This is a genomic window from uncultured Chloroflexus sp. (assembly GCF_937951745.1).
In the GTDB taxonomy this organism is placed as follows: Bacteria; Chloroflexota; Chloroflexia; order Chloroflexales; family Chloroflexaceae; genus Chloroflexus.
Window position 1 is genome coordinate 1 of record NZ_CALFBQ010000006.1, and the last position, 14,768, is coordinate 14,768.

Genomic DNA, 14,768 nt, shown 5'->3' on the forward strand with positions numbered 1-14,768 from the left:
ACCAGCGAGATGGAATGATCATGGTCAAAAATCGAGGTTGTAGTTTTTTTGCCTGCTGAACAAATAGATGGTAAAGTGGCATCGCACTAGATCCCAGCCCACCCCCGTCACTCAACTGATAGGGCGGGTTGCCGATGATGACGTCGAATTTCATGTTGAATATCTCCTCCGGGTTGTCGGTGTGGATGAACTCATAGGCGTGGGTTTCCAGTCCATCGCCGCGGGCGTAGTTTTGCTCGCTCGCGCCGCAATACACGCAGCGCCCATCCTTCCAGGTATGCTCGATGCGCCGGTAACGGATGTTGCCGTCGGGCGTGTCGAACGCGGTGCAGACCGAGTACTTACCGTTGGCCGTCTTGGAACAGTAGAGCGAGCGGCGGGACATCAGCGCGGTGAGTTCGGTGATGGCGATGCCGAAGAGTTGCCGCGTCATGATGTGGTTGATCCGTTCCTGCCGGTCGGGGATGTGCGGCTCCAGCCCCTTGTCCAGCCGGCGGGCGATCTCGCGCAGGAAGACGCCCGATTTGCAACACGGGTCGAGGAAGCGGGCGTCCGGATCGCCCCACAGGTCGGCGGGCAGCAGGTCGAGCATTTGGTTGGCGAGGGGGGGCGGGGTGAAGACCTCGTCGCTGGAGAGGTTCGCGAGGCAAGAAAGGACGTCGGGGTTGTATTTAGTCGCTATAGGCATGCGCGATCTCCAAGAAATGCACGGGTGGGTAGTCCTTTACCGGCTCGGGAATAAAGACCTCTTCCCCCGTATCCGAAAAGAGCGGTAGTTCGCGCATGGACGCCTGCTGCACCATCTCGTGAAAGGCAAAATCGCGCCGCTTGAGCAAGCTGCCGTTGACCAGCGACCATTCGGAGAAGACGATCGGCTGCGGAGCTTCGCCGACGGTCTGGAGCGTGAGCGCATCGCCATGGACGATGTTGCGGCTGAGGATATAACGCACCGCCGCGCGGCAGGCGGCTTTGGTTTTGTCGCCAAAAAGGGCGGTGTACGCCGCATCGAACATCTCGTAGAGCCGCCGGCGGCACTCCTCGGCGTTATCGGCGAGGATGTCAATGCCGTAGAGCGAGGCGACGGCCAGCACGGCGTAGCGCTCATAGTCCAGTTGGCATTTGGCGTAGCGCTTCTTCACCACCTCCAACTTGCGCCGCAATATCTCGACCAGGAAGTTTCCTGTCCCGCAGGCGGGTTCGAGGAAGCGCGAGTCAATCCGCTCGGTCTCCTGCCTCACCAGATCAAGCATGGCGTCCACGATATGCGATGGGGTGAGCACCTCGCCGAAATCAGCCACGCGCTGTTTGGATTTTATATGCTTTTCCATTCCTCTTTGCCTGTCAGCTCAAGGGGCTATCGGAAAAGCCACAGATAGACAGAGTACCAGTAGGCTTTAGTACTCTGGCTGCTTCTTGTATCCATAACAACGACCATTCAACGTATTCTTCTTGGGATGCAAAGGTATCCGACTTTGCCTTCTTAATGTTGTAGGGTGGGTCTACAAAAATCATATCAACTGATTCCGTTTCTAAAGTGCGAAGCCAAGCAATAGCGCCACCAACTCATATTTCTCCATGAGGATGGGAATAGAGCAATGTGGGTGTATTGGAGTCTATTTGAGGCTTACTCATGGTAAAAACAGTCCCCTTTAGCATGTACTGCCCGAGAAAAGTTGGTATTTCTTTCGATCGTATTTGGCAGATGGTTCTTTGCTCTTAGGGAGAAAGCTTTCTATACCCTCATTATACTCGACGTGGTGCTTGGAATTGCCAACCAACATGAAGCCGACCAACCGCCTCCACTTCAACCTGCCTGCACTGCATGAAGACGAAGAACCACCTGTCGCTCCATGCGCTGCGGAACACTCGGCTGCTATGATACCGTCCCCTTCCACAAGTTCTATTATTGCAGATAGCCTTTCCCTGCATCGTTTGCAGACGCTACACGGCACACCATGTTGACCAGTAGCGATGATGCTATTTTCGATGTAAAGACATTCCTCACCGGTTATTCCTCAACCGATCACCAACCCCGCTCGATCAGGTCACTCCTCGCTTCGCAGCCATTGGGCAACCTGAACAACATCTTTGGCAATATTCAGGTCGCTACTGCGCAGCATTGCTTGTTCCACGACAACTTTTGCATTTGGTAGAGACGTAACAATGCTACGTCTCTACCAAGATGCTATATAACAAATGATACCCTCTTTTCAACGTAAAACAACCACTCACCTTATCACCCTTTAACACCCCGATCACAAGCCAGCTCGTTTCGTTCATCGCGATAAAAATGACAATGGGTTTCGAGCGCTTTGCGGAGCGCCGCCCGAGCACGGTGCAATCTGATTTTGACCGCACCAAGACGTAAGCCCAGAATGTCGGCAATCTCGTTATTGGTGAACTCTTGCAATTCACTCAACACAATCACCGTTTGATAGTTCGGTGGCAGGCTAGCGATAACATTGCGAATACATGCATTCATTTCCTTGCGAATCAGCGCCGTCTCAAGCGAAAGCGGTTTCTCGCCGATCCATCCTTCTTGCTCAGCGCGTTCTCGTTCGTAGAATACGACCGAGCCATCTGCTGTTCTATTCGGTAACATACGGCGAAACGAAGGGCTGCGCAGCCTGTCAAGCGCAGCATTGGTGGCGATGCGATAGATCCACGTCGAAACGCGCGCCTCACCCCTGAACGTCGGCAACGCCTGATAGACTTTGACAAACACCTCTTGAGCGAGGTCTTCGGCCTCGTGCTCACCAACTAAACCGGTCAGATAGCGATAGATTTTGGGCTGAAACGCGGCGTAGAGTTCCTGAAACGCGCTTTCGTGGTGACTCATCGTGCAACTCCGTAGCAGCCAACGCTTACCGCTTTGACTCAGCGAAAGGTGATACTGCGGGTGCAGCAGGCGAAAACCAGCCCTTCTGCTGTATCAACAGCACAATACGCAAAAACAGAATCAGCACCGGTAGTTCGATGCTCGGCCCGATGACCACGGTCAACGCTACTAGTGGACTAGCAAACGCACTCACTGCAATAGCAAGCGAGACTTCTGAATTGCGCGCGGTCGTGGTAAAAACGAGGAGCGCAAATTCGCGGTAGCTGAGCCGAAAGAGCCGAGCGGCAGCGATGGCCATCACCAACGCGATGACAAAGAAGGCAACGCCGGGGAGCATCATCTTCAACACGACCGCAGGGTTCTCAAACAACACTGCTCCCTGTGAGGCAAACATCGCTGCGATGACGACCATCAGGGTAATCGCCTTGAGGTACGGTAGTCTAATCTTCTTTGCCGCATCATCAACCGAAATGGCATATCGTCCGAGAACCCAGCGGGTTGCAGCGGCGAGCGCCAGCGGTAAGACAAGGAAGACTATCACACTACGCACCATCTCGGTGATCTCGATCTGCACGACCGTGCCAGCCAAGAGGGCCATGTAGACGGGCAACAACACGATTTGTAAGACAACGTTCCAAAACAGCAGGCTAATCCCCAGTTCGACATCACCTTTTGCCAACTCGGTAAAGACCAGATACCAACCAATACAAGGGGTCACAAGGTACAGAATCAAGCCAACCCAGATATCGGGATCGTTCTGCAAGAACAGAAAACCGAGCATCCATGCAATGAATGGCGTGACCAGAAAGTTGATGCCGATTGCCAACCCGGTTGGCTTCCAGCGGGTAAAGGCGTGCATGATCCCGCCTGTGTTTACACCTAGCATAATAAAATAGATCACGAGGAACACACCAATCGTCACCAACGGCGTCAGCCCAGCAGCAAATGTCGGACTCACGCTCGCGAGCACAAGCCCAATCGCGATCGCACTCAGCAGCAAGAGGGGCTGAATACGGTCAAGAAGAGCCAATCCCTGCTGTCGTTCAGATGTTGTCGTCATGTTATGTCTCTCATTCTCCACGCGCCTCACCCTTCATCAGCAGCAGCGGCGCCTCTTGGCCGCTGCTGCCGTTGTTATGCGCACGTTGTCGCATTAGCGATCGGTTATACCACCGGTCGCCCCACTTCTTCGTTGCACTAGCTCGACCGCCGCTCTAGTGGCCGCTGTCAATACCGGACACCACACCGGCGGTATCTGCGGGTCTGTCTGCCCTTCAGCCAATCTTCTAAAACCTGCTGTCAGCTTGCGCAGGTTGAGAATACTGGCAATAAACATGATAGCCATTCCGCTCATGACTGCCAGCGCCGACCAGAACAATGAAAGCAGGAACGATAGGGAAGCATTCATCGTCTTCAAGAGGACTGCATTACAGCATGAAATGATACCCCATGCGATGAGCACCGTGAGGTAGGCAGGAATATTCTCCTTCCGAAACAACGGATACGATTGCATGATCGATTCCCCTTACCACTGTGCAGATATGTACCGATTGGACGAGCCATGTTACAAAACAGCGGCTGCTCAAATGCATCGGTATGCCGTGAGCAGTGATGTGTAGAGGATGCATTGTACACTACCCTATGTATTGCATCCGCAATCCGCGTTCGCAACACCGGTCGTAGCAGTAACAGTTGGCGAACCGCATCCACAGTCTTGATGGAGATCAGCAACGCTCCCAAGTTGAGCAGCTTGGGCCAGACTCGCAGCGAACGCATCCATCTTGGCGGCAGCACCTCTTCGTACCATTTTCCCTACCTCAATTGCAGCCATAATTTCTGACCGGTCGGCACCACTTTCTACGGCTTTTGCGAGATGATACTGCAAACATGGCTGACAATGCGCTGTGATCGATGCACCTATTGCGATCAATTCCCGGATTCGCATATCCATAACGATACTCCTCTCGTGATGTATAGGCTTAGCAACCACAACCTGCTCGCTTGAGAGAGCCTAAGTTCCTCATCGTCCTAAACCCTTTGATCGGGGAGCGACAGGTATGGAACGTGTCACAGGGCATCACCTCCTTCCTGACCCTATAGACGGAAAGCAGACCGAGAAGGATACACCGTACCGCGTATCTTTGAACAGTGGGATCGAACAGGAGGACGATCACGCCGGTTGATCCGTAAGCGGTGGTGGAAGACCGACCGGCAAATGACTCGGTCGGTTGGTATCCAACGCTTCTTCCCTGCATTGCCATTTGGTAGGGATTTAACCTTGCTTGCCACCGAGACGGTTGCCACCTACGTTCCAATCACGTTCCAATAAAGGTAAAACCACCATGGCAAAGTTTCTCGACACAACCGGCGTCTCGTATCATCTGCAGCAGCTCATCAACCAAGCGCAAGACACCCTCATTCTCATCAGCCCGTACCTCAAAATCAATGACCGGCTGCGCCAATCGCTTGAAGATAAAGACCGCATGAAGATCGACATTCGCGTGATTTATGGCAAAAACGAGCTGCAACCCGATCAGATCAATTGGCTCCGGTCGCTCAAGTTTGTCCGCACGAGTTTCTGCGAGAACTTGCACGCGAAATGCTATCTCAATGAACGCGAAGCCATTATCACCTCGATGAATTTGTACGAATTTTCCCAAGTCAATAATCACGAGATGGGCATCTACATTACCAAGTCGGATGACCCTGACCTGTACGAAGCGATCTATGCAGAAGCACGCCGGTTAATCCGCATTAGCGAAGAAATCCGCGTGTCTATCGAAGTCGTGCCACCCGATTCGCCACTCAGTAATGGGGATGAGAAAGGTTTCTGCATTCGATGCAAGAAAGAGATTGTGCGTAACCCGGCAGCGCCATATTGCGGAGATTGCTATCGGGTCTGGAAGAAGTATGAAAACCCCACCTACCAAGAGAAGTATTGTCATCGTTGTGGGAAAGATCACCCCTCTACGATGCATAAGCCCCTCTGTCCTGAGTGCTACCAGCAACAGAGCAAGAAGCCGGCGATCAAAGGGAAATCGGCATAAGCGAGCATGCACGGTGGGCATGAATCGCCATCCAAGTGATGCATCTCGATAACGCAACAACAGCGAAGCGCGATGGTGGCTTACACCATCGCGCTCAACATTCCATCCGCGCACCAGCACCGAACGTCGTAACGTGTAAAGCGGTCGGCCTACTCGCCTATTACCAATGCCGTTGGGAGGGGTTGCGTCAACAGCAGCGTGCTAGCAACGCAACTGATGATAACCACGAGCAAGGTCGCGAGGAACGAGCAACGTTGTGGCGGTTAAACACAGCAATATACCCTTTCTACGCAACCACATTCGGCGTCGGCCGTCCGTACAAGACTGCTACCAGATTCTCGGCGGCGAGAGTAGCCATACGCACACGGGTCGCGACGCTAGCGCTGCCGATATGCGGGGTCAGCACGACGTTCGGTAAGGTGAGCAGCGGGTGATCCGGCCCGATCGGCTCGTGCTCGAAGACATCAAGACCGGCAGCCCATGGTCGGCCAGCACGCAGCGCGGCCACCAGATCGGCTTCGCGCACAAGTGGCCCGCGCGCGACGTTGACGAAGATGCTAGTCGGTTTCATCAGCGCAAACTGGGTTGCCCCAAACATCCCGCGGGTCTCGGCGGTGAGCGGGGCGGTCACCACCACTGCATCACTCTCGGCGAGCAGATCGTTGAGCGAGCGATATTCAGCCCCCAATTCGGTCGCGATTGCAGGGTTAGGCCGACGATTGTGGTAGAGCAGTCGCATCCCAAACCCACGCCCTCGACGCAACACAGCTTGCCCAATTCGACCTGCACCAACCACCCCCAAAACTCGGCCATAGATATCTTGCCCCACCATCTGCATTGGGTGCCACGGCCCCCACGCACCGCGTTCAATCAACGTATGCCCTTCAACCACACGGCGGGCAGCGGCCAGTAGCAACGCCCATGCCAGATCGGCGGTCGTTTCAGTCAGCACATCGGGCGTATTGGTGAGCGTAATCCCGCGCGCCGCCAGCGCCGCCCGATCAATGTTGTCGTAGCCAACCGCCATGATCGACACGGCGCGCAAACGCGGCGCTGCGGCGATCACCTCAGCGTCGATGCGGTCGGTGATCAGGCAAAGCAATCCCTCGACATCAGCGATGCCACGCAGCAATGCCTCACGTGGGATGGGGGTTTCGATTTGATCCCACACGGTCACGGTACCGTGCTCGTGCAAGATTGCCATCGCCGGGTCGGGTAGCCGGCGAGTAATGAACATACGAGGTTTAGGATTCATATGACGTGAAGGATAAAACGCGAAGCCGCAACGACGCGAAGGATAGAATAGCCACAGTATACGTGGACCACGTTTACCCCTTGGCGTCCGCGCGCCTTTGCGTGAAACACCTTTGCGCCTTACCACTATCCCTCAACCACAATCACGTGAAGCTGTGGCGGGCCGTGAATTCCGAGCGAGAGGGTCATCTCGATATCGGCGGTGCGTGACGGGCCGGTGATAAACGTGAGATTACTGGTCGGGCCGAAGATATTGTCGCCGTAGCGTTGGGTCAGCAGCGCCAACGCTTCGCCAAGACCGCGCACCAGTTGGGAGTGGAAGACAATTGCGATGTGGCACGGCGCGAGCAGCGAGGCAAGGCGTGGCTTGCCGGGGCCATGGCGCAAGAGCAGCGTCCCACTCTCGGCAATTGCAAGCTCGACCCCTGATAAACAGAGCGGAATTGGTTCCAGCGCTTGCAGGCGAGCCTTGCGCCCTTCGCCACGTACATCGGCTTTTGCCGGCGTGATACCACGAGCGGCCAGCAGTTCCGGCAAGCCGGGCAAGCCAATCTGGTCGAGATCCCAACCGATCACGCTTGTTGCTTGTGTCTCTTCGATCAGGCGGTCGATGATCGCCAGCGCCTCATCGGCGCTTACCACTCGGTAAGCCTTACCTTCCAGCTTCACCAGCTCGGCGACGAATTGACCAACCAGATCATCTTGCGCCGGCAAGGCAAACGGCGGCGGTTCGTGCGGCATCCGCTCGGCCTCTGCCTGCAACCATGGCCGGTTGGCAGTGAGGCTGGTGCGGAGATGAGCGAGAATCTGTTCACGGCTCATAACATCTCCTATCAAAACGTCGCAAAGTGCGCAGAGATATGCGTCACGAGCATGCTCATGAGAAAAATCAACATAACCTTTGCGTTTATCATCCTTTGCGCCCCTTGCTACAAGCGCCGTTCGTAGAACAGCGACAACGGATCATTGAGATACTCGCCAAACGGGCCGATCTGGGAGAAACCGGCTTTTTCGTAGCAGCGGATGGCGGCATGCTGCAATGTGCCCGTTTCGAGCCTGAGCAGCCGACATTCGTGTGCCACTGCATACGCGGCAAGGTGATCGATCAGGCGTCGGGCTAGCCCCATCCCGCGAAACGCTGGCCGCACGTACATTCGCTTCAGTTCGCCATAGTCAGGGTAAAGCTGGATGCCACCGCAACCGGCGGCCTCACCGTTCACCCGCACGACGAAAAAGGCGACTCCTTGCGCGATGAGTTTCTCGACGCTGTAGCCGTGCTGGCTTTCCGGCGGGTAGAGCGGAGCCAGTTCGGCTTCCAGTTCTGCGATCAATGCCAGCGCATCGGCGGTGTCTGGTCGTTCGGCATGGATAGTGATATGCATAGTAATGCGGGGCAGGTATGGAACCTGCCCTTACGATGATGATCGGCGTTGGTTTTTCCGCTCGGCCCACAGTTCGCGGAACGACTTGGGCGGCAGGGCCGGAAAATCGCGCTGTTTCGTCCATAAGTGCAGCGGTGGCGGCAGACGGCGGAAGTGGCCCTTGCGAGCGAGGATGCGACTGAAGAACCGACCGGCTTTGCCGCCGGCGTTGTAAATCGCCGGGTGGGTCATCGTCAGGGTATAGCCAGCAATGGCCACCTTCTCAACCGGATTGACCTTGCCGGCCTTCACCGCATCGGCGCGGTGGCGCAGCAGCATATCGGGAATAGCGATCCGCACTGGGCAGACCTCTTGGCAGGCACCGCAGAGCGAGCTAGCCTGTGGCAAGAGGTGGGCGTCCGGCAGATCAGGTTGCAGCAGCGGAGTGAGGATCGCACCGATCGGGCCGGAATAGACACTGCCATAGGCATGGCCGCCGATCGCCTGATAGACCGGACAAGCGTTGAGGCAGGCGCCACAACGAATGCAGAGCAGCGATTCGGCGTACTGACCGCCCAATATCTGCGACCGGCCATTGTCGAGCAAGACAAGGTGGAACTCTTCAGGGCCATCTTCTTCACCGGGGCGGGCCGGGCCGCTGATCAGGCTAGTATAGACGCTCAGCTTCTGACCGGTGGCCGAACGGGCCAGCACTTGCAGCATCACGCCGAGATCGGCGAGGCGGGCCACGATCCGCTCGATCCCCATAATCGCCACGTGGATGCGCGGCACTGTAGTCGAGAGACGCGCATTGCCCTCGTTCTCGACAATCACGATCGCACCACTATCGGCCACCCCAAAATTGACTCCGCTGATCCCCATGTCAGCCTGCAAAAAGCGCTGGCGTAGCGCCTGCCGGGCAGTGCGGATCATCAGCGGCACCTCGGTCGTTGGCGGCATGCCGAGATGCTGCTGGAACAGTTCGCTCACCTGCTCGCGGGTTTTGTGGATGGCGGGAGCGATAATGTGCGACGGCGTTTCGCCGGCGAGCTGGATAATGTATTCGCCGAGGTCGGTCTCGATCACCTCAAAACCGGCTGCTTCGAGCGCCTCGTTAAGATGGATCTCTTCCGAGGCCATCGACTTCGATTTGACAATGCTACGCACCCCGCGCGCGTGGGCCAGTTCGATGATATACTGACGCGCCTCTTCGCCGTCGCTGGCCCAACAGACGTGGCCGCCGCGCGCTTCGACATTGGCGGCCAATTGCGGCAGCAACTCATCAAGATGGGCCAGCGCGTGGGCACGAATCGCACGGGCCTGATCACGCAACCGGTCGGCATCGCCGAGGGCGCTGATTGCACTGGCGCGATTACCGATGAAACGGCTGGTCGCACGGTGCAATGCCGTCTGCAACGACGAATCGTGCAGGGCGTGGTCAACACGGTCGTAAAAGGCGATGGTTTGTGGCATAGAGGTGTTTTCTAGGTGATAGAACAATCCATAATGTATTGATTGGTATCAGGCGATATACCGATGTAAGGACCCACGACCACGCGATTAGACCCCCATGGCGTTCCCCCGGAAACCAGATTTACCGCGCGTCCACCATATTGGCCAATACTTCGGCCAAATGGCGGGCGCGGGTTGGTATATTGCGGCGCGACAACCCACCGGCGATTTGGGTCATACACGACACATCGCCGGTCACCACCAGATCGGCTTCAGTTGAGGCAATCGCCTCGATCTTGCGGTCAAGCATCGCGGTCGAGATGGTATGCTGTTTGATTGCAAACAAGCCACCGAAGCCGCAACACTGATCGCATCCCGGCAACGGCACGACTTCCGCCCCCTGTACCCGGCTCAGCAATGCACGCGCCTGCTTACCAACACCAAGGAAGCGTAAGCCGTGGCATGCATCGTGGTAGGTGATGCGACCGTTGAACCGCGCACCAACGTCGGTCACGCCTAACCCATCGACCAGATATTCGCTCAGCTCATACGTGCGATGGGCCAACTCGGCGGCCATGCCGGCAAAGGGCGTGTGCGCAAACAATTCGTGGTAGAGATGGCGGATCATCGCTGCGCACGATCCCGATGGCATCACCACGTCGCCCTTGCCGCGCAACACCTCCAGCGTGCGCCCGGCGACGGCGTAAGCGTCATCGCGAAAGCCGGCATTGAACGCCATTTGCCCACAACATAGCAGATCGGACGGTACGTCAACGTCTATGCCCTGTTGTTCCAACAGCTCGGCCGCAGCCAAACCGACGGTGGGGTAGAGCTGATCGACAATACAGGTCGCGAACAGAATGGCGCGACGGCGGCCGGTAGTCACAGTTGTGTCTCCTCTGGGGCTGCAAGAACGTTGTCTAGCGGTATTATATAACGTCATGGCGTAAGCGGGCAAAATGACCAAATCCACCATTTTGACGCCGTTGTCGATGATGGGGTGGCGGAAAAAAAGACCGTAGAGCCGCACGGTCGTGCGGTTCTACAAATATACGTCGCCCGCCATTCATACGTTATTCGCTATTCTCTCACGCGCGCCTACGTTCTACCGCCTCGCGTGGTATAATATTTACAGCATTGTTGCGCTCAGGTTCAGCCTGAGCGTTTTTCGCGCCGCGCAGCGGCCAACCGTCACGGAATAGGTAGTATGATTCAGCGCACCGATCTACGGAACATCGCCATTATCGCTCACGTCGATCATGGTAAGACCACGCTGGTTGACGCAATGCTCAAGCAGAGCCGTATTTTCCGCCAGAACCAGCAGGTAGAAGAGCGCGTGCTCGATAGCAATGCGCTCGAACGCGAGCGAGGGATTACCATTCTCGCCAAGAATACCGCCGTCACCTATCGCGGCGTCAAAATTAATATCGTCGATACTCCCGGCCACGCCGACTTTGGCGGCGAGGTAGAGCGGGTAATGAATATGGTTGACGGCGTATTGCTACTGGTTGACGCCGTCGATGGCCCAATGCCTCAGACCAAGTTTGTCTTGCGCAAAGCGTTGCAAGCCGGCCATCAGGCGATTGTCGTGGTCAACAAGATCGACCGGCCACAGGCCCGTCCGAACCACGTCGTCAATGCCACATTTGACCTGTTTGTTGATTTAGGCGCAAGCGATGAGCAAGCCGAATTCGCGACCATCTTCACCAACGCGCTGCTCGGCCACGCCGGGCGTTCGCCGCTCAAGCTGCACGACTCGCTCGAACCGCTCTTCGAGTGTATTCTCGAACGCATTCCGCCACCCACAGTCGATGTCGAGGGGCCGGTGCAGTTCCTCGTCACCACCAGCACCTACGACGAGTACAAAGGCAAGATTCTCACCGGACGGTTGGTGCGCGGCACGATCCGCAAAGGGCAACCGTTGGTGCGGATTGCACGCGACGGCGCGATCACGCCGGCCAAAGTCAGCCAGATTTTTGTGTACAACGGACTTGAGCGGCAAGAGGTTGAGCAGGCGCAAGCTGGTGATATTATCGCAATTGCCGGTATTAGCGACGCTGCCATCGGTGACACAATCGCTGATGCGCTGGCCCCCGAAGCATTGCCGCCGATTAAAGTCGAAGAGCCGACCGTCCGCATGACCTTCGGCGTCAACACCAGCCCCTTCGCCGGGCGCGAGGGAACGTATGTTACCTCACGCAAACTGCGTGAGCGCCTGTTCCAAGAGATGGAGCGCGACGTGGCGTTGCGGGTGGAAGAGACCGACAGCCCCGACGTGTTCATTGTGGCCGGACGCGGCGAGTTGCATCTGGGTATTTTGATTGAGACGATGCGCCGCGAAGGGTACGAGTTTCAGGTCTCGCGCCCGGAAGTGATCTTCCGCGAAGCGCCAGATGGTACCCGGCTCGAACCGATGGAGCTGGTCGAGATCGAGGTAGCGAGCGAGTATCAGGGGGTGGTGGTTGAGTTGTTGGGCAAGCGGCAGGGCCAGATGCGCGATATGCGCATCAGCGAAGATGGCTCGGTACATTATGTCTATCTCGTACCGACGCGCGGCCTGCTCGGTTTTCGCCAGCTCTTCCTCACCGCCACTCGCGGCACCGGTATTATGAACAGCATCTTTTTCGGCTACGAGCCATACGCCGGTGAGATGGAAGTGCGGACCAACGGCAGCCTGATCGCAGCCGAAGGTGGCGTCGCCACCACGTATGCTATCCATGCGCTGCAAGACCGCGGTGTCTTCTTCATCACCCCCGGCCAAGAGGTCTACGAAGGGATGGTCGTCGGCCAGCACATTCGCGACAACGATCTTGAAGTGAACGTCTGCAAAGAAAAGCATCTCACCAATATGCGCAATAACCGTGGCGCCGAGACGATACGGCTCGATGCACCGCGTCAACTCTCACTCGATGACGCGATTGAGTATATCGGCGACGACGAGCTGGTTGAGGTGACACCCAAAGGTTGGCGCATTCGCAAGAAGCTGCTCAGCGCCGATGACCGCCGCCGTGAGAAGAAGCGGCGCGAACTGGCGCTGAGTGAGCGGTAGAAGACCTTACCACAGAGGGTAAGGTCATTGCTACACCCCCTCGGCGCTAGCGCCTGCTACGAGTAGCGGCAGCAATACTCATCCGCCTCTCATTTTTCTTTAACCTTCTCTTTAAGCTGCCCGCCGATACTAGAAACCGGCGGGCAGTGTAGCATCTTCACCTTACCCATCACACCACCTGCCCGCAACCAAAGCGCGCGGCGCTACCCAGCCGCCGCACCCCATACGGCCTACGCTTACGTGGCCGCGGGGAACCGCAGAGGCTATCACCTGCGTCTACATCTATGAACCTCGGCGGTTCACATTGCACGCGCCGAACAGAGACACCGGCGCACGAAGGAGGCGCAATGAGCAACCCAACCACGATTGGTCGCAGTGCATCGGATACGATTGTGCTGTATCTGAACGAGATCGGCGCCGAGCCGCTGCTCACTTTCGAGCAGGAGCAGCAACTAGCCAACGCGATCGCGCAGGGACGGCGGGCCGCCGAACGGCTGGCCAATGAGCCATTGCTCCCGATTGCCGAAAAGCAGCGGCTAGCGGCGCAGGTCGCCGCTGGCGAGCAAGCTCGCGCTCAATTGATCAACTCCAATCTGCGCTTGGTCGTGAGCATTGCCCGCCGCTATCAGGGTCACGGTCTGGCCTTGCTCGATCTGATCCAAGAAGGTAGCGTCGGCCTCATGCGCGCCGTCGATAAATTTGATGCCAGTCGCGGCCTCAAGTTCTCGACGTATGCCACCTACTGGATTCGGCAGAGCATCGGGCGGGCGATTGCCGACCATAGCCGCACTGTGCGTCTGCCGGTGCATTTGGGGGAACGGCTAAGCCGGCTATCGCGGTTGCGGCAAGAATTGGCCCAACAGCTCGACCGCGAACCGACACTGGAAGAGCTGGCCCATGCCGCCGGACTCACCGTTGAACAGGTCGAACGAGCTGAGCAAGCCGGGCTGACACCTGCCTCGCTCGACGAAGCCCACACTGAAGACGGCGGCGGTGCGCTGGCCGAGATTTTGACCGATCCGCTCCAACCTACTCCCTTTGATGAAGTGAGCGAGAGTATGCTGCAGGCCGATGTCCAAGCTGCCTTGAACCAACTCTCACCACGCGAGCGAAATATCTTACGCTTACGCTACGGTCTTGACGGCGAACCGATGCATACCCTCGAACAGATTGGTCAGCGCCTACGCCTGACTCGCGAGCGAGTGCGCCAACTCGAACACGAAGCTTTACGCAAGCTGCGCGATCCCTCGTTGCATCCGCAATTGCAGGGGTACGTGAACGAAGCAGCACAGTAAACTCGCACTGTACAGCTATTGTTCGCCCTATTGATCCTATCCCCCCGCTTCCCTTGCGGAAATGGGGGGATCGTTGTCTTTCTCCTGCACAAATCAATCTACTCTTATAACAAGGGAACATTGCTCTAAGCACGAAAGAATGCCGTATGTTACAAGAAGTCAGCAATACCTTATGAGCAGGGAAAGCAAAGGATTCAAATTATTCACCCAGTCGATTGATGGGAAGTTGCCCGTACTTGTCTGTATGCAACCTTCTTCCACACCCCACGCTAGAGCCTGTTATGTACTTCGGCGATAAACGTGGTATACGTTCAGCATGCCACGCAAACCCTATCCACGCGATGTGAGCGACGAGGAGTGGGTCTTCGTCGCTCCCTCCCTGATCGTACTGACCGCAAACGATTCGCAGCGTGACCACTCGCTGCGCGAGGTCTTGAATGGATGGCGTTGGATCGTCCGCACGGGAGGAGA

General features: G+C 56.7%; 16 protein-coding genes. 4 read left to right on the forward strand and 12 right to left on the reverse strand.

Features of this window, described 5'->3' with window-relative positions:
* The 7 genes from Q1A59_RS02180 to Q1A59_RS18115 all read right to left on the reverse strand — a co-directional run.
* Positions 1–688: Eco57I restriction-modification methylase domain-containing protein (locus Q1A59_RS02180; protein ID WP_299643654.1), on the reverse strand; the 688-nt coding region annotated here is incomplete at its 3' end.
* Positions 672–1,328: an SAM-dependent DNA methyltransferase gene (locus Q1A59_RS02185; RefSeq protein WP_299643657.1), complete on the reverse strand. Its 657-nt coding sequence runs from the start codon at positions 1,326–1,328 to the stop codon at positions 672–674. The genes Q1A59_RS02180 and Q1A59_RS02185, both read right to left, overlap by 17 nt.
* A 13-nt stretch (positions 1,329–1,341) precedes the next feature.
* Positions 1,342–1,512 carry a DNA methyltransferase gene (locus Q1A59_RS02190; protein WP_298401442.1) on the reverse strand — a complete coding sequence of 57 codons (171 nt, stop codon included), beginning with the start codon at positions 1,510–1,512 and terminating at the stop codon, positions 1,342–1,344.
* 724 nt (positions 1,513–2,236) lie between these two features.
* A complete protein-coding gene (locus tag Q1A59_RS02195; protein ID WP_298401439.1) occupies positions 2,237–2,839 on the reverse strand; it encodes a sigma-70 family RNA polymerase sigma factor in 603 nt (200 codons plus the stop codon).
* A gap of 25 nt (positions 2,840–2,864) precedes the next feature.
* Positions 2,865–3,899 carry an arsenic resistance protein gene (locus Q1A59_RS02200; protein ID WP_298401436.1) on the reverse strand — a complete coding sequence of 345 codons (1,035 nt, stop codon included), beginning with the start codon at positions 3,897–3,899 and terminating at the stop codon, positions 2,865–2,867.
* A gap of 93 nt (positions 3,900–3,992) precedes the next feature.
* Positions 3,993–4,352 carry a hypothetical protein gene (locus tag Q1A59_RS02205; protein WP_298401433.1) on the reverse strand — a complete coding sequence of 120 codons (360 nt, stop codon included), beginning with the start codon at positions 4,350–4,352 and terminating at the stop codon, positions 3,993–3,995.
* Positions 4,353–4,478: 126 nt separating this feature from the next.
* The gene (locus Q1A59_RS18115) at positions 4,479–4,790 is read right to left on the reverse strand and encodes a carboxymuconolactone decarboxylase family protein (protein ID WP_367280887.1); all 312 of its coding nucleotides are present in this window, start codon (positions 4,788–4,790) and stop codon (positions 4,479–4,481) included.
* Positions 4,791–5,181: 391 nt separating this feature from the next.
* Between Q1A59_RS18115 and Q1A59_RS02210 the strand changes: the two genes are divergently transcribed.
* The gene (locus Q1A59_RS02210; RefSeq protein WP_298401431.1) at positions 5,182–5,886 is read left to right on the forward strand and encodes a phospholipase D family protein; all 705 of its coding nucleotides are present in this window, start codon (positions 5,182–5,184) and stop codon (positions 5,884–5,886) included.
* Positions 5,887–6,172: 286 nt separating this feature from the next.
* Here Q1A59_RS02210 and Q1A59_RS02215 read toward each other — a convergent pair whose 3' ends face one another.
* From Q1A59_RS02215 to Q1A59_RS02235, 5 genes are all read right to left on the reverse strand, one after another.
* The gene (locus tag Q1A59_RS02215; RefSeq protein ID WP_298401429.1) at positions 6,173–7,141 is read right to left on the reverse strand and encodes a D-glycerate dehydrogenase; all 969 of its coding nucleotides are present in this window, start codon (positions 7,139–7,141) and stop codon (positions 6,173–6,175) included.
* Positions 7,142–7,266: 125 nt separating this feature from the next.
* The gene (locus Q1A59_RS02220) at positions 7,267–7,962 is read right to left on the reverse strand and encodes a lactate utilization protein (RefSeq protein WP_298401427.1); all 696 of its coding nucleotides are present in this window, start codon (positions 7,960–7,962) and stop codon (positions 7,267–7,269) included.
* Positions 7,963–8,069: 107 nt separating this feature from the next.
* A complete protein-coding gene (locus Q1A59_RS02225) occupies positions 8,070–8,522 on the reverse strand; it encodes a GNAT family N-acetyltransferase (RefSeq protein WP_298401425.1) in 453 nt (150 codons plus the stop codon).
* Positions 8,523–8,552: 30 nt separating this feature from the next.
* Positions 8,553–9,974, reverse strand: coding sequence for a LutB/LldF family L-lactate oxidation iron-sulfur protein (locus Q1A59_RS02230; RefSeq protein WP_298401423.1), 1,422 nt, complete (start codon positions 9,972–9,974; stop codon positions 8,553–8,555).
* Between the two features lie 121 nt (positions 9,975–10,095).
* Positions 10,096–10,839 (reverse strand): (Fe-S)-binding protein, encoded by a 744-nt coding sequence (locus Q1A59_RS02235; protein WP_298401421.1) that lies wholly within the window; start codon positions 10,837–10,839, stop codon positions 10,096–10,098.
* Between the two features lie 321 nt (positions 10,840–11,160).
* On the opposite strand from Q1A59_RS02235, the gene typA reads away from it, so the two are divergent.
* The 3 genes from typA to Q1A59_RS02250 form a co-directional block, all read left to right on the forward strand.
* Positions 11,161–13,002: a translational GTPase TypA gene (gene typA / locus Q1A59_RS02240; protein ID WP_298490656.1), complete on the forward strand. Its 1,842-nt coding sequence runs from the start codon at positions 11,161–11,163 to the stop codon at positions 13,000–13,002.
* Positions 13,003–13,349: 347 nt separating this feature from the next.
* On the forward strand, positions 13,350–14,297 hold the full coding sequence (locus Q1A59_RS02245; protein ID WP_298401417.1) for an RNA polymerase sigma factor RpoD/SigA: 948 nt from the start codon (positions 13,350–13,352) through the stop codon (positions 14,295–14,297).
* Positions 14,298–14,613: 316 nt separating this feature from the next.
* Positions 14,614–14,768 (forward strand): transposase (locus tag Q1A59_RS02250; RefSeq protein WP_367280888.1); only part of this gene is annotated, 155 nt, incomplete at its 3' end.

Coding starts and splice junctions, on each gene's coding strand:
- Q1A59_RS02185 (WP_299643657.1), bottom strand. CDS start 1,328: ATGGAAAAGCATATAAAATCCAAACAGCGCGTGGCTGATTTCGGCGAG.
- Q1A59_RS02190 (WP_298401442.1), bottom strand. CDS start 1,512: ATGATTTTTGTAGACCCACCCTACAACATTAAGAAGGCAAAGTCGGAT.
- Q1A59_RS02195 (WP_298401439.1), bottom strand. CDS start 2,839: ATGAGTCACCACGAAAGCGCGTTTCAGGAACTCTACGCCGCGTTTCAG.
- Q1A59_RS02200 (WP_298401436.1), bottom strand. CDS start 3,899: ATGACGACAACATCTGAACGACAGCAGGGATTGGCTCTTCTTGACCGT.
- Q1A59_RS02205 (WP_298401433.1), bottom strand. CDS start 4,352: ATGCAATCGTATCCGTTGTTTCGGAAGGAGAATATTCCTGCCTACCTC.
- Q1A59_RS18115 (WP_367280887.1), bottom strand. CDS start 4,790: ATGGATATGCGAATCCGGGAATTGATCGCAATAGGTGCATCGATCACA.
- Q1A59_RS02210 (WP_298401431.1), top strand. CDS start 5,182: ATGGCAAAGTTTCTCGACACAACCGGCGTCTCGTATCATCTGCAGCAG.
- Q1A59_RS02215 (WP_298401429.1), bottom strand. CDS start 7,141: ATGAATCCTAAACCTCGTATGTTCATTACTCGCCGGCTACCCGACCCG.
- Q1A59_RS02220 (WP_298401427.1), bottom strand. CDS start 7,962: ATGAGCCGTGAACAGATTCTCGCTCATCTCCGCACCAGCCTCACTGCC.
- Q1A59_RS02225 (WP_298401425.1), bottom strand. CDS start 8,522: ATGCATATCACTATCCATGCCGAACGACCAGACACCGCCGATGCGCTG.
- Q1A59_RS02230 (WP_298401423.1), bottom strand. CDS start 9,974: ATGCCACAAACCATCGCCTTTTACGACCGTGTTGACCACGCCCTGCAC.
- typA (WP_298490656.1), top strand. CDS start 11,161: ATGATTCAGCGCACCGATCTACGGAACATCGCCATTATCGCTCACGTC.
- Q1A59_RS02245 (WP_298401417.1), top strand. CDS start 13,350: ATGAGCAACCCAACCACGATTGGTCGCAGTGCATCGGATACGATTGTG.